Source organism: Pseudomonas sp. WS 5021, assembly GCF_012985535.1.
GTDB lineage: Bacteria > Pseudomonadota > Gammaproteobacteria > Pseudomonadales > Pseudomonadaceae > Aquipseudomonas.
In genome coordinates, this window is record NZ_JAAQWP010000009.1 from 88007 (window position 1) to 101028 (window position 13022).

Here is a 13022-nt window from a genome sequence, read left to right on the forward strand (position 1 = left end):
CTGTAGGAGCTGGCTTGCCAGCGATAGCAATTCCACATTAAGCAAAGATGCTGACTTGACCGGCCCCATCGCTGGCAAGCCAGCTCCTACAATGAACGTCGCCAAGTGCTTGCTTCCTCATCCGGCACAAAGATGTCGAGCTAAAACAATAACAATGAAAGGTACTTCCCCATGCCTAGCGAACCGACAGGATCCTCCGTCGACTTCGAAAAAGTCGGCTCCGAATACTTCCAGCAACGAGAATTGAAAAAAGGCGCCGCCGGCTGGGTGCTCCTGGTCGGCCTCGGCGTGGCCTATGTGATTTCCGGCGACTACGCCGGTTGGAACTTCGGCCTCGCCCAGGGCGGCTGGGGCGGGATGTTTCTCGCCACATTGCTGATGGCCACCATGTACTTGTGCATGTGTTTCTCCCTGGCCGAACTGTCCTCCATGATTCCTACGGCGGGCGGCGGCTATGGTTTTGCCCGCAGCGCCTTCGGCCCTTGGGGCGGGTTCCTTACCGGCACGGCGATCCTGATCGAATACGCCATCGCCCCCGCCGCGATCGCGGTGTTTATCGGCGCCTATTGCGAGTCGCTCTTCGGCATTGGCGGCTGGATGATCTACCTGGCGTTCTACATCATCTTTATCGGCATCCATATCTTTGGCGTCGGTGAAGCGCTGAAGTTGATGTTCGTGATCACCGCCGTCGCCGCCATTGCCCTGGGCGTGTTCCTGGTATCGATGGTGCCGCACTTCAACGTCGCCAACCTGCTGGACATTCCCGTGACCGAGGCCAAGGGCGCCAGCAGTTTCCTGCCGTTCGGCTACGTGGGCGTGTGGGCCGCGATCCCTTATGCGATCTGGTTTTTCCTCGCCGTCGAAGGCGTGCCCCTGGCCGCCGAAGAAACCAAGAACCCCAAGCGCGACCTGCCCCGTGGCCTGATCGGCGCGATTGTGGTGCTCACCAGTTTCGCCCTGCTGATCCTGGTGATCGCTCCGGGCGGTGCCGGCACCCTGGCATTGGTCAAGTCCGGCAACCCGCTGGTGGAATCCCTGGCCCTGGCCTATGGCGGCTCGACCTGGATGGGCAGCTTCGTCAACCTGGTGGGCCTGGCCGGGCTGATCGCGAGCTTCTTCTCGATCATCTACGCCTACTCCCGGCAGATTTTCGCCCTGTCCCGCGCGGGCTACCTGCCGCGCAAACTGTCGCAAACCAATAAAAGCAAGGCGCCGGTGCTGGCCCTGGTCATTCCCGGGATTATCGGTTTTGGCCTGTCGCTGACCGGCCAGGGCGACCTGCTGATCCTGGTGGCGGTATTTGGCGCAACCATTTCCTACGTGTTGATGATGGCCGCGCATATCACCCTGCGCATCCGTCGCCCCAAAATGGAGCGGCCATACCGCACACCGGGCGGCATCTTCACCTCGGGCCTGGCGTTGGTACTGGCCTGCATCGCTGTAGTGGCGGGCTTCCTGGTGGATCCGCGCGTGGTGATTGGCGCCGCGATCATCTATGGAGTATTAATTGCTTACTTTGCTTTCTACAGTCGGCATCACTTGGTAGCAGGCACGCCGGAAGAGGAATTCGCGGCGATCCAGGCCGCAGAGGCCGCCTTGCACTAAACGCCGTAAACCACGGCGCGGGCCAACGCCCGCGCCGTCATGGAGAGTCTGTATGGCAAGTTTTTCCCACTCGGTCGGTGCATTGACCTACCGTTTCGATAGCCTCAAGGACGTGATGGCCAAGGCCAGTCCCGCCCGCTCCGGGGACTTTCTGGCCGGCGTCGCCGCGCAGAACGACGGCGAACGGGTGGCGGCGCAGATGGCCCTGGCCAATATCCCGTTGAAGCACTTCCTTGAGGAGGCGCTGATCCCGTACGAAAGCGATGAAGTCACCCGCCTGATCATCGACACCCACGACCAGCAGGCCTTTGCCGTGGTCAGCCACCTGACCGTCGGCGGCCTGCGGGACTGGCTGCTCAGCGACGCGGCCGACGAACACAGCCTGCGCGCCCTGGCGCCAGGGCTGACCCCGGAAATGGCCGCCGCCGTGTCGAAGATCATGCGCGTGCAGGACCTGGTGCTGGTGGCGCAGAAGATCCGCGTCGTCACCCAGTTTCGCGGCACCCTGGGCCTGCGCGGGCGATTGTCGACGCGCCTGCAACCCAATCATCCGACCGATGAGCCGGCGGGCATCGCCGCGAGCATCCTCGACGGCCTGCTGTACGGCAACGGCGACGCCATGATCGGCATCAACCCGGCCACCGACAGCATCGCCTCTATCTGCGCCATGCTGGAAATGCTCGATGCGATCATCCAGCGCTACGAAATCCCGACCCAGGCCTGTGTGCTGACCCACGTCACCACCTCCATCGAAGCCATCAACCGTGGCGTGCCGCTGGACCTGGTGTTCCAGTCGATTGCCGGCACCGAGGCGGCCAACGCCAGTTTCGGGATCAGCCTGAGTGTGCTGCAGGAGGGCTACGACGCGGGCTTGAGCCTGAATCGCGGGACCCTGGGGCAAAACCTGATGTATTTCGAGACCGGCCAGGGCAGCGCTCTGTCGGCCAACGCCCACTTTGGGATTGACCAACAAACCTGCGAAACCCGCGCCTATGCGGTAGCGCGGCACTTCAAGCCGTTTTTGGTCAACACCGTGGTCGGTTTTATCGGCCCCGAGTACCTGTACAACGGCAAGCAGATCATCCGCGCCGGCCTCGAGGACCATTTCTGCGGCAAGCTGCTGGGCGTGCCCATGGGCTGCGACATCTGCTACACCAACCATGCCGAAGCCGACCAGGACGATATGGACACCCTGCTGACCCTGCTGGGCGTAGCCGGGATCAACTTCATCATGGGCATCCCGGGCTCCGACGACATCATGCTCAATTACCAGACCACTTCCTTCCACGACGCGCTCTATGCCAGGCAAACCCTGGGCTTAAAGCCCGCGCCGGAATTTGAACAGTGGCTGGCGAAAATGGGCATCTTCACCCAAGCCGATGGCAAGGTGCGGTTTGGCAACAATCTGCCACCGGCCTTCCGCCACGCCTTGGCGCAATTGGGATGAAGGAGCCTCCAGTGCAAATCGACACACCTGAAAGCGATAATCCATGGCTGGAACTGCGGCGCCTGACCCCGGCGCGGATCGCCCTGGGCCGTACCGGCACTAGCATTCCCACGGGCGCGCAACTGGACTTCCAGTTCGCCCACGCCCAGGCCCGCGACGCGGTACACCTACCGTTTGACCATGCCGGCCTGAGCAACCAAATGGCCGAGCGCGGCCGCGACAGCCTGTTGCTGCACAGCGCCGCGCCCGATCGCCACAGCTACCTGCAACGCCCGGACCTGGGGCGGCGCCTGAGCGATGAGTCGGCACAGATACTGCGCGACTACGCCCTGGCCAACCCGGGCGGGGTGGACCTGGCGGTGGTGGTGGCCGATGGTTTATCGGCGCTGGCGGTGCATAAACATACCGCGCCGTTTCTGACACGCATGGAAGAACAGACCCACGCCGAAGGCTGGTCATTGTCGCCGGTGATCCTGGTGGAACAAGGCCGGGTGGCGGTCGCCGATGAGATCGGCCAGTTGCTTGGGGCCAAAATGGTGGTGATCCTGATCGGCGAACGGCCGGGGCTCAGTTCACCGGACAGCCTGGGGCTGTATTTCACCTACAACCCCAAGGTTGGCCTGACCGATGCCTACCGCAACTGTATTTCCAATGTGCGCCTGGAGGGCCTGAGTTACGGGATGGCCGCGCATCGCCTGCTGTACTTGATGCGCGAGGCCTGTCGGCGGCAGTTGTCGGGAGTCAACCTCAAGGATGAGGCCCAGGTTCAGACCCTGGAGTCGGACGATCCTGACCTGATGAAAGGCAACTTCCTGCTCAGCCCACCCAAGGAGTGATGCCGGCACGATTGCGATTTTTCGCCGCTTTAGGCAGCATCAAGCAGCGGGCGCCCGAGTAATGGACCGTTTGCCGTCGTATTCCTATAGAAGTTGAGGCCTAGCATGCGGATTACTCAAGCGACTCTGGAACACCTGGACCTGTTGACCCCATTATTCGTCAAATACCGCGAATTCTATGGCGCGCTGCCCTTTCCTGACTCATCCCGGGCCTTTCTGGAAAAGCGCCTGCGGCGCAAGGAATCGGTGATTTACCTGGCCCTGGCGGATGACGACGACAACAAACTGCTGGGCTTTTGCCAGCTGTATCCGAGCTTTTCTTCGCTGTCGTTGAAACGGGTGTGGATCCTCAATGACATCTACGTCGCCGAAGATGCCCGCCGCCAACTGGTGGCCGACAACCTGATGCGCACCGCAAAAAAAATGGCCAAGGAAACCAATGCCGTGCGTTTGCGCGTGTCGACCAGCAGTGATAACGCCGTGGCGCAGAAGACCTATGAGTCCATGGGCTTTCGTGAAGACACCGAGTTCAAGAACTACACATTGCCGATCAGCGAAGACTAAAAGCCATTCACCCAAACACCAAAAAAAATGTGGGAGCGGGCTTGCCCGCTCCCACATTTGGATCAGTGCTAGTCAGAATAGCTGCGACATCCCCCGCTACAAAACCAACACGCTTTTCATCATTCAATCCGTATAATGCCGACCTTTTAGGGTTGTAAGAAAAACGGCATACACGCGTAGCCTTATTACCCGCTGCCTCCGCACAGGCCCGCTGAGTCGGGCCATTCACACAGGTGCCATCCATGGATTTCAACCCGCTCGACCTTATCCTGCATCTCGACGTTTACCTCGACTTGCTGGTAACCAATTATGGTCCGTGGATCTACGCCATTCTGTTCCTGGTGATTTTTTGCGAAACCGGCCTGGTGGTCATGCCATTTTTGCCCGGCGATTCCCTGCTGTTTATTGCCGGTGCGGTAGCTGCGGGTGGCGGCATGGACCCGGTCCTGCTGGGCGGCCTGCTGATGCTCGCGGCGATCCTTGGTGACAGCACCAACTACGTGATCGGCCGCACCGCCGGGGAACGCTTGTTCAGCAACCCCAACTCGAAAATCTTCCGCCGCGACTACCTGCAAAAAACCCACGACTTCTACGACAAGCACGGCGGCAAGACCGTGACCCTGGCGCGCTTCCTGCCGATCCTGCGCACCTTCGCGCCATTCGTCGCCGGTGTCGCCAAAATGCCGTATCCGCGCTTCTTCGGCTTCAGCGTGCTGGGCACCATTCTGTGGGTCGGTGGCCTGGTCACCCTCGGTTACTTCTTCGGTAACGTACCGTTCATCAAGAAAAACCTGTCGCTGCTGGTGGTGTTCATCATCCTGCTGTCGCTGGTGCCGATGATCATTGGCGTGGTCCGTAGCCGTTTTGGCCGCACCTCCTCCGAAGCCAAGCCGCACTGATCGGCCATGTGGTCCCTCAGCGCCTGGCGTCGCCGGCGCGTCCTGGCCAAGCACCCGGTTGCCGATGAAACCTGGCAACGGGTGCGCCATCACCTGACCTTCCTCGACGGCATCAGCGCCGAACAGGACCAATGGTTACGTGAGGCCAGCGTGCTGTTCCTCGCCGAAAAACACCTGACTGCCCTGCCCGGGGTCGAACTTCATCAGGAACAACGCCTGCTGCTCGCCGCCCAGGCGCAACTGCCGCTGATGAACCTGGGCGACCTGGAGTGGTACCAGGGCTTCCATGAAATCATTCTTTACCCCGATGACTTTCGCAGCCCCCAGCGCCATCGCGACGCCAGCGGCGTGGAACATGAATGGGATGGCGAACACAGCGGCGAAGCCTGGCAGCAAGGCCCGGTGATCCTCGCCTGGCCGGGCGTACTGGCCAGCGGCAATTGGGAAGGCTACAACCTGGTGATCCACGAGTTGGCGCACAAGCTCGACATGCTCAATGGCGACGCCAACGGCCTACCGCCGCTGCACCACGACATGCGCGTACAAGAGTGGGCCAGCGTGATGCAGAGCGCGTTTGATGACCTCAACCGCCAGCTCGACCACAACCCCGACGCCGAAACCGCCATCGATCCGTATGCTGCGGAAAACCCCGCGGAATTTTTTGCGGTCACCAGCGAATATTTTTTCAGTGCGCCGGATTTGCTCGCCGACAGTTATCCACAGGTCTACGAGCAACTGAGCTACTTTTACCGCCAGGATCCACTGGCCCGCCTCAAACATCTGCAAGCCAGCGACCCACGCTATCAGACTGAAGGCTAAGTACCGTACGACGTCTGGCGCGTGGCATCGGCGCAGGAATATGCCTATAATCGCCGCCACTTTTAGGCCAATCCGGCCAATTTACTTGGCCAACTACGGGGGCAACGCCCAATGAGCTACAGCAAGATTCCGGCTGGCAAAGACCTGCCGAACGACATCTACGTCGCCATCGAGATTCCGGCCAACCACGCGCCGATCAAATACGAAATCGACAAAGACAGCGACTGCCTGTTCGTTGACCGTTTCATGGCCACCCCGATGTTCTACCCGGCCAACTACGGTTTTATCCCCAACACCCTGGCTGACGACGGCGACCCCCTCGACGTGCTGGTCGTGACCCCTTACCCGGTCACCCCAGGCTCGGTCATCCGCGCCCGCCCGGTTGGTATCCTGAACATGACCGACGACGGCGGCGGCGATGCCAAAGTTATCGCAGTGCCACACGACAAGCTGTCCCAGCTGTATGTCGACGTGAAGGAATACACCGACCTGCCGCCACTGCTGCTGGAACAGATCAAGCACTTCTTCGAGAACTACAAAGACCTCGAAAAAGGCAAATGGGTGAAGATCGACGGTTGGGGCAACGCAGACGCCGCCCGTGCCGAGATCATGAAGTCGGTAGCGGCCTACAAAGGCTGATACCACGACTCATTGCCCAGGCAGTCAAAAAAGCCCCGATCATTCGGGGCTTTTTTTGTGGGAAAATTTAAACGACAAGTTCAATTAGATAAACAAAAACACAACTACCGTTTAACTTGATCAAGTTGGAGTGCGACTTTACTTCCAATAAGGAAATACCTACATACACCAACTCAACACATAGTTTATTTGATCTTATTTTCCGGCCAGTAAACTCTGCGTTTATGAATACATCAGGTGATCGCTTAAGAACGTTACTTCGGGAAGTTCATCTTTCCGCATCCGACTTCGCCAAGAATCGCGACGTCACGCCCCAGCACGTGAACAACTGGTTCAAGCGCGGCGTGCCCATGGCCCGGCTCGACGAAATAGCAGAACTGCTGTCTGTCACCAGCCGCTGGCTGCGCACCGGCGAAGGCCCCAAATACCCGCCGACCAACCTCCAGCTGGAAGGCCCCAACCACGCAAACAGCGCTACCGCCCGCGAAGACTGCGGCCACTACCGCTGCGGCCCCAGCAGCGGCCCGGAAAAAATCGACGTGGAAATCCCCCTCCACGCCTCCTTCAACACCCAGGAAAGCCTACGCCTCTCCCTGCGCACCCTGGAACAACTCAACGTCACCGCCGACCGCGCCTTGGGGGCCTACATGGTCGGCAACAGCATGATCGACATCATCCAGGACGGCGCCACCCTGGCCATTGACCGCGGCCGCACCCAAATCATCGACGGCGAAATATACGCCCTCGAGCACGACGGCATGCTCCGTATCAAATACCTCTACAACCGCCCCGGCGGCGGCCTGCGCATGCGCAGCCACAACAGCAACGAACACCCCGACGAACTCCTGACCTACGACCAACGCTTCGAGCAAAACCTACAGATCCTGGGCTGGGTCTTCTGGTGGTCCACCCTCAACAACCGCCGCCCACCGGTCCCGCTGGACGAGCACTTGATCGGCTACGACAGCTCTAAATCAGACCAGACGCTGGAAAACTGAGAGGAGTGTCAGTATCATGCGCGGCACATTTGGCAGGGGTTGGCGTAGCGTCGACACACCCTGCCCGGCGATGCGGAGGAGTTCCCGCTGATGCCCCTTTTATCACTTGGGCGAGCGCTTGAGTGAACGATTGAAGGCTGGTGAGGTTTACCAAAAATAGACTTAACCAGTCCCCGAGAAGCCGGCCACAAGCCGGCTTTTTAATTACCCAAAACAATCTAATCCCATCTAAAAGCCCCCCATCAGCCCAACTACTCACGCAAGGCTTGCGACCAAAAGCCAAGAGCCGCACCCTAACGTGCAGCTCTCGCAAACTAAGCAATAACAACAGCCCTACCGAGTACCCCGCAACCGCAACGCCGACGGCATAAAGTACGAATCCTCAGGAATCGCCTGGCCAAAATCCACCGTCTGCGGTTCTTCGTTATCCAGGTTCTGCACGTAGTACCGCCGCGCCTGCAGGTCGTGGAATACATCCAGTGCACTCCAGGTAGTCGGCAAGTCGTAGAAGTTCTTCAAGTAAGCCATCGACACCCGCCACAGTTCGCCACGGCCGTCGTACTGATCAACCACTGCTGCGCCCCAGCTGTCTTCGTCGAGGTACAGCACGCGTTTGGAGTACAGGTGACGCGCCGTCGGTTTCAGGGTGCCTTCGACGACCCACACGCGGTGCAGTTCGTAGCGGGTGTATTGCGGGTTGAGGTGGCCGACCTTGAGCAGGTCGGCGTATTTCACGTCGGCGCTGGCGACTTTGTAGTTGTTGTAGGGGATGTAGATTTCCTTCTTGCCCAGCAGTTTCCAGTCGTAGCGATCCGGCGAGCCGTTGAACATGTCGGTGTCGTCCGCCGTGCGCAGGCCATCGGAGGATGAGATCGGTGTGTCGTAGGCCAGGTTCGGCGCGCGGCGTACGCGGCGTTGGCCGGCGTCGTAGATCCAGGCTTGGCGCGCGTCTTTGATCTGGTCGAGGGTCTCGTGTACCAGGGTCGCGCCACCGGCCAGGCGGGCCGGGCTTTTTACGAAGGTCAGGTAGTAGAACAGGATGTTCTTCAGGTCGGCGTACTGCCCGCCCTGGCGGTAGTAGTTGAACAGCCCTTCCTGCTGCGCCGTCACCAGGGCAAAGCTGCCATTGCGTTGCACGGGCGCTTCCGAGGCGCGGCGGACCACGTAGGTGCCACGGTAGCGGGTGATGTGGTTCCACAATGCCTCGACACCGCTTTGTGGAATGGGGAACGGCACGCCGCCAAAGGCGTCGGCGAAGCCGGTGCCACCGTCCAGCAGCTTGGCGCTGGTGGCGTTCTTGAAGGTGTTGTCATACACCCACTGGGGTGCCGAGCCGGAACGCCGGCTTGGGTAGATGGGCATCTGGAAGGTGTCGGGGTAGCTGTTGAACAAGGCAATTTCGCCCGCCGTCAGGTGGGCCTTGTACTGTTCCAGGTTGGCCTTGGTGATGGTGAACAGCGGCTTGTCGCCGGCAAAGGGATCGACATGGTGCTTGCCCTTTTCATAGCCCTTGGGTGCCTGGGTGATGCCGCCTTCCCAGGTCGGGATGGTGCCGGCGGCATTGCCCGCGCGCTCGGCGCCGAACGGGGTGAGCTGGGCCTTGAGCTGTTGTGCGTCTTGAGGCGAGAGCGCAGCAAGCGCGTTGCCAGCGGCCAGGCCGAGGGCCAGGGCCAGGCTGGCGGTGAGCATTCGAGGTGTGTGGAACATGGCAAATCTCCAAAAAAACGAGGGCGGGCAGCCACCCTCGCGCCGCAGCACGGCAGCGGCTTACAGGAAGTACTTGAGGTTGAAACCGATGTTGTCGCGGTCGCGGATCACGTTGTTCTGGCCGCCACCAAAGAACTCGGTGTATTGCAGCTCGGCTTCCAGCTTGTTCTGGTAGTTGGCCTTGAGCCCCAGGGTGTAGGCCTTGCGTCCCTCGATGTAGTTGCCGGCCTGATAGGAGTTGCCCTTGAAGTCGTCCTTGTAGACCACGTAGGGCGACAGGTTGACCCCGGCGTACACGTCGTTCCAGGTACCGTTGAACATCACCGTATAGCTGTAGGAATCACGGCTGACCTGGTCATCGCGCTCACCACCAGACACATAGGAGGTGTTGCCGCTGCCCGCGTAGTAGCGGGTGCTGCCATCGTAGGCCTGGTACTTCAGGCTGCTGCCACGCAGGTGCTCGGAGGCCAGTTCGAACACGCCAAACAGCGAGTCGAAGCTCAGGCCCGGACCGAAGTTGTAGATGCTGCCCAAGGAGGTGTTGAAGGCCTCGACGCGCTCGGAGTTGTCGATCTGGCTGTTGAGGTTGACCATCTGCCCGCCGACATTGATGTACTGCCCGCCCGCCGCCGCGCCGGCACCATTGGCCAGGTCGCCGATCAGGTCGTTGGTGGCGGCGACGCCGATGGGCAGGTTCGGCCGGTAGGCCAGCTCACCAAACACCGAGGCCTTGCCCAGGGTGGTGTTGAAGCTGAAGCCGTACATGCGGATATCTTCGGCATAGCGTCGGTGCGCCTGGATATTGCCCATCACGTCCACCGTCGCCAGGCCATTGGCCAAGGCCGCCGCCTGGCTGCCGGCCACCGACGACAGCATGCTGGTCAGCGCTGCCATGTCGATGCCTTTGTAGCCCGCCAGGTCAGCGGCAATGGTCGGCTCCTTGGCGTGGTAGTTGACCAGGTACAGGCCGAACTCGGTGCTGTTGAGTTCCTCGGCGATGTAGCGGAAGGCAAAGCCGTACTGGCCATCGTTGCGCGCGTTGTAGTCCTTGCCGATGGACGCCACCTTGAGGGTGTTGCCGTAGGCCGGGGTCATGCCGTTGGCATACAGCCCGGTACTGCGCAGCATGCCGCCGAGCATCGGGTTGTTGCCCAGGGCGTCGTATAACCCGATGACGTTGCCGCCGATGGGCGTCGGGGTGTCGAGGGCGCTGCCGGTGAAGTTGTTGTAGCCCGTGCGGCCGCCATCGGCGAACAGGTCGCTCTGGGAATAGAAGGTGCCGACCGGATCGATGCGGGTCTCCTTCCAGTTCCACTGGTAGAAACTCTCCATCGACAGGTTGTCGCTCAAGCCGATATTGAAGCTGATGGCTTCCACCGGCATCAGCACTTCCTTGACCTCGGCGCCCGGCAGCCGGTACTTGGCCGCGTCCACCGGGTTGGTGGTGTTGACCCCGCCGCGATAGAAAATGCCCTCGCCCCAGTTGAACACCTGGCGCCCCAGACGCGCGGTCAGGGGCATCTGGCCCACGTCCCAGTTGCCATAGATGTAGGAGTCGAGGATCTCCACGCGGCTACCGGCGATGTCGCGGGTCTGGTCGGTGAAGTGGTCATCCTGGGGATGGCTCTGGCTGGGTTGCGACGGGTTGTTGTTGCGGTAGTAGTCGTTGCGCTTGTCCATGATCTGGGTGTCATAGAACCCCGTGCCACGTACGAACAGCCCGTAGTTCTGATAGTTGGCTTCCAGCTCCGAAGTGATCTTGTACACCTCGGAAACCAGCCCGGTATCGAAGTTGCGATTGCCGTCGTTGGTGTTGACGTCATCGTTGCCCTTGTCACGCCCCTGGACCCGCCACAGGCGCCCATACGACAGGGTGCTGTCGAACGAGCCGGTGACCTGGTTGTCCAGCACACTGAACTCCATGGCCTGCACGTCCCCGCCGCTGCACAGTTGCAGCAGGCCCACCAGGCCGACGCCGGCCCCCGTGGATTTAATGGACCATTTACCCTCGGATCCCGAGCCTTGCGCGCGCACTGTGGTGCTCATTGCCGTCTCTCCCCTGCAACTTTTTTGTTGTTATTGCACTGCGATGTCTGTTGTCACGGCGCCGGGCGGTCGAGGCCGGCCCTGACGTAGTTGCGACTGTGGGCGCCAAAGTGGCGCAGCAACTGCACCAACTGTTCGTTGAGCTGGGCATGGTCGTAGCGTTCGGCGGGCAATTTGTTGCCGGCACTGAAGCTCTGGGTCGCCCCGGGCGTCGCCAGCCACTGGCCGATGGCCTCGTCGAACGCCACCGCCTGGGCATCCGCCTCGGCGCTGACTACCTGGCGCAGGTAATCGGTCGAATAAACCGGGTAATCGGCGTCCCGGGAGGCGTCGGCATAGGCCGTCAGCATCGGGTTGCTCGCCCCCGTCAGCAGCAGGTGGCGCAGCCAGGCGAACTGGTAGCGCTCCACCTCGTTGTGGCGCGTGGCGACACGCTCGATCACCGCCCGCTTGTCACTGTCATAGCCAGCCAGGGCCTTGCCCTCCATCAGCAGCATGCTGGTCAGGTCATCGCCCGGCAGGGTCGTGGCGTGATACGGCTGGGTCAGGTCCTGCAGGTAATGCATGCCCCAGCCCAGGAAGCGATAGCCCCAGTAGGGATGGCCATTGGCGAAGGCAAAACGCGCCAGGCCGAAGTACTGGTAGGCCCGCCAGTCCGGCCAGTTGCGCAGCAGGAAGGGCGCCGCGACGTAGACCACCGCGCTCTCGTGGAAGAAGCCCATATGGAACGGCGCCTGGGAGCTGTACTGGAAACGCGCGTCGCCAAACGACTGCACGCCGAAGCCATACAACGCGCCGACGGCCCCCGGGTTATCGCTGAACAGATTGATATCGTGACCGTAGTCCGGCTCGTCCGCAGCGGTCGCCAGCACGGCCAGTGGCGCGACCTGCTGCCCCGGCTGCAGTTGAATGAAGCGCTGGCGATTCCACGGCGAAAGCGTCTGCTCGACCATCACTTCGGCGGCCTTGAGCTGCGGGCGTCCCGCCAGGTCCTCGCCGGGCATGGGCTGGATCACCTGGGCCAGGTGGATCTGCGGGTTGACCCGCAGGGCCATGAGCAAGTCCCGGCGCAGATCGGCCCCAGGTTGCGGCGCCAGGCGCAGGTTGTCGGGGCGCGGCGGATAGTCGGGGAAGTGGCTGCGGGCGAAGTTCTCCTGCTCGTCCAGCAAGGCCACCAGGCCTGGATACTGCTCGGACACAAACTGCTCGAGGGACTCGACCGCCACCTCGGGCGCCTCGCGCAAGGCGGGCAAATCCCGCAAGGCCAGGTAGCTGCCCACGCTGTGATTGGACCATGCACCGGCCAAGGGCGACAGACTGTACAGCCCCAGGCACAGCAGCAACGACGGCAACTTCATGGCTTTACGCTCTTGTTGTAGATGCGTTCAGCCTAACAATCCGGGTACCCCCCGACACTGTCCGATCTTGCCAAAAAGACTCTCCAATAGCGCCATACAGCCTG

At 61.1% G+C, this 13022-nt stretch carries 11 protein-coding genes; 8 read left to right on the plus strand and 3 right to left on the minus strand.

Annotation, left to right across the window (positions count from 1 at the left end):
- Nucleotides 1-171 precede the first annotated feature (171 nt).
- From eat to HBO19_RS24350, 8 genes are all read left to right on the plus strand, one after another.
- Nucleotides 172-1605, plus strand: coding sequence for an ethanolamine permease (gene eat / locus HBO19_RS24315; RefSeq protein WP_169951267.1), 1434 nt, complete (start codon nucleotides 172-174; stop codon nucleotides 1603-1605).
- A gap of 52 nt (nucleotides 1606-1657) precedes the next feature.
- Nucleotides 1658-3052 carry an ethanolamine ammonia-lyase subunit EutB gene (locus tag HBO19_RS24320; RefSeq protein WP_169951269.1) on the plus strand — a complete coding sequence of 465 codons (1395 nt, stop codon included), beginning with the start codon at nucleotides 1658-1660 and terminating at the stop codon, nucleotides 3050-3052.
- Nucleotides 3049-3888, plus strand: a complete 840-nt coding sequence (eutC, locus tag HBO19_RS24325) for an ethanolamine ammonia-lyase subunit EutC (protein ID WP_169951271.1) — start codon at nucleotides 3049-3051, stop codon at nucleotides 3886-3888. The genes HBO19_RS24320 and eutC overlap by 4 nt, the downstream gene beginning before the upstream one ends.
- A gap of 105 nt (nucleotides 3889-3993) precedes the next feature.
- Nucleotides 3994-4452, plus strand: a complete 459-nt coding sequence (locus tag HBO19_RS24330) for a GNAT family N-acetyltransferase (protein ID WP_169951273.1) — start codon at nucleotides 3994-3996, stop codon at nucleotides 4450-4452.
- A 242-nt stretch (nucleotides 4453-4694) separates the two neighbouring features.
- Complete coding sequence (locus HBO19_RS24335; protein ID WP_169865984.1) at nucleotides 4695-5351, plus strand: DedA family protein; 657 nt, start codon at nucleotides 4695-4697, stop codon at nucleotides 5349-5351.
- A gap of 6 nt (nucleotides 5352-5357) precedes the next feature.
- Entirely contained in the window at nucleotides 5358-6170 is an 813-nt protein-coding gene (locus HBO19_RS24340) for a zinc-dependent peptidase (RefSeq protein WP_170058471.1), read from the plus strand.
- A gap of 111 nt (nucleotides 6171-6281) precedes the next feature.
- On the plus strand, nucleotides 6282-6809 hold the full coding sequence (gene ppa / locus HBO19_RS24345; protein WP_003176323.1) for an inorganic diphosphatase: 528 nt from the start codon (nucleotides 6282-6284) through the stop codon (nucleotides 6807-6809).
- Between the two features lie 224 nt (nucleotides 6810-7033).
- A complete protein-coding gene (locus HBO19_RS24350) occupies nucleotides 7034-7807 on the plus strand; it encodes an XRE family transcriptional regulator (RefSeq protein WP_169951277.1) in 774 nt (257 codons plus the stop codon).
- A 333-nt stretch (nucleotides 7808-8140) separates the two neighbouring features.
- On the opposite strand, the gene HBO19_RS24355 is transcribed toward HBO19_RS24350, so the two are convergent.
- From HBO19_RS24355 to HBO19_RS24365, 3 genes are read right to left on the minus strand one after another with little or no spacing between them, the layout of a single operon-like run.
- Nucleotides 8141-9514, minus strand: coding sequence for a DUF1329 domain-containing protein (locus tag HBO19_RS24355; protein WP_170058472.1), 1374 nt, complete (start codon nucleotides 9512-9514; stop codon nucleotides 8141-8143).
- A 60-nt stretch (nucleotides 9515-9574) separates the two neighbouring features.
- Nucleotides 9575-11560: a DUF1302 domain-containing protein gene (locus tag HBO19_RS24360; RefSeq protein WP_170058473.1), complete on the minus strand. Its 1986-nt coding sequence runs from the start codon at nucleotides 11558-11560 to the stop codon at nucleotides 9575-9577.
- A 53-nt stretch (nucleotides 11561-11613) separates the two neighbouring features.
- Nucleotides 11614-12918, minus strand: coding sequence for a phospholipase (locus tag HBO19_RS24365; protein WP_170058474.1), 1305 nt, complete (start codon nucleotides 12916-12918; stop codon nucleotides 11614-11616).
- Between the last annotated feature and the right edge of the window lie 104 nt (nucleotides 12919-13022).

What these genes read in the sequence shown, in the direction of transcription:
- eat (WP_169951267.1), top strand. Translation starts at nt 172, where the DNA reads ATGCCTAGCGAACCGACAGGATCCTCCGTCGACTTCGAAAAAGTCGGC.
- HBO19_RS24320 (WP_169951269.1), top strand. Translation starts at nt 1,658, where the DNA reads ATGGCAAGTTTTTCCCACTCGGTCGGTGCATTGACCTACCGTTTCGAT.
- eutC (WP_169951271.1), top strand. Translation starts at nt 3,049, where the DNA reads ATGAAGGAGCCTCCAGTGCAAATCGACACACCTGAAAGCGATAATCCA.
- HBO19_RS24330 (WP_169951273.1), top strand. Translation starts at nt 3,994, where the DNA reads ATGCGGATTACTCAAGCGACTCTGGAACACCTGGACCTGTTGACCCCA.
- HBO19_RS24335 (WP_169865984.1), top strand. Translation starts at nt 4,695, where the DNA reads ATGGATTTCAACCCGCTCGACCTTATCCTGCATCTCGACGTTTACCTC.
- HBO19_RS24340 (WP_170058471.1), top strand. Translation starts at nt 5,358, where the DNA reads ATGTGGTCCCTCAGCGCCTGGCGTCGCCGGCGCGTCCTGGCCAAGCAC.
- ppa (WP_003176323.1), top strand. Translation starts at nt 6,282, where the DNA reads ATGAGCTACAGCAAGATTCCGGCTGGCAAAGACCTGCCGAACGACATC.
- HBO19_RS24350 (WP_169951277.1), top strand. Translation starts at nt 7,034, where the DNA reads ATGAATACATCAGGTGATCGCTTAAGAACGTTACTTCGGGAAGTTCAT.
- HBO19_RS24355 (WP_170058472.1), bottom strand. Translation starts at nt 9,514, where the DNA reads ATGTTCCACACACCTCGAATGCTCACCGCCAGCCTGGCCCTGGCCCTC.
- HBO19_RS24360 (WP_170058473.1), bottom strand. Translation starts at nt 11,560, where the DNA reads ATGAGCACCACAGTGCGCGCGCAAGGCTCGGGATCCGAGGGTAAATGG.
- HBO19_RS24365 (WP_170058474.1), bottom strand. Translation starts at nt 12,918, where the DNA reads ATGAAGTTGCCGTCGTTGCTGCTGTGCCTGGGGCTGTACAGTCTGTCG.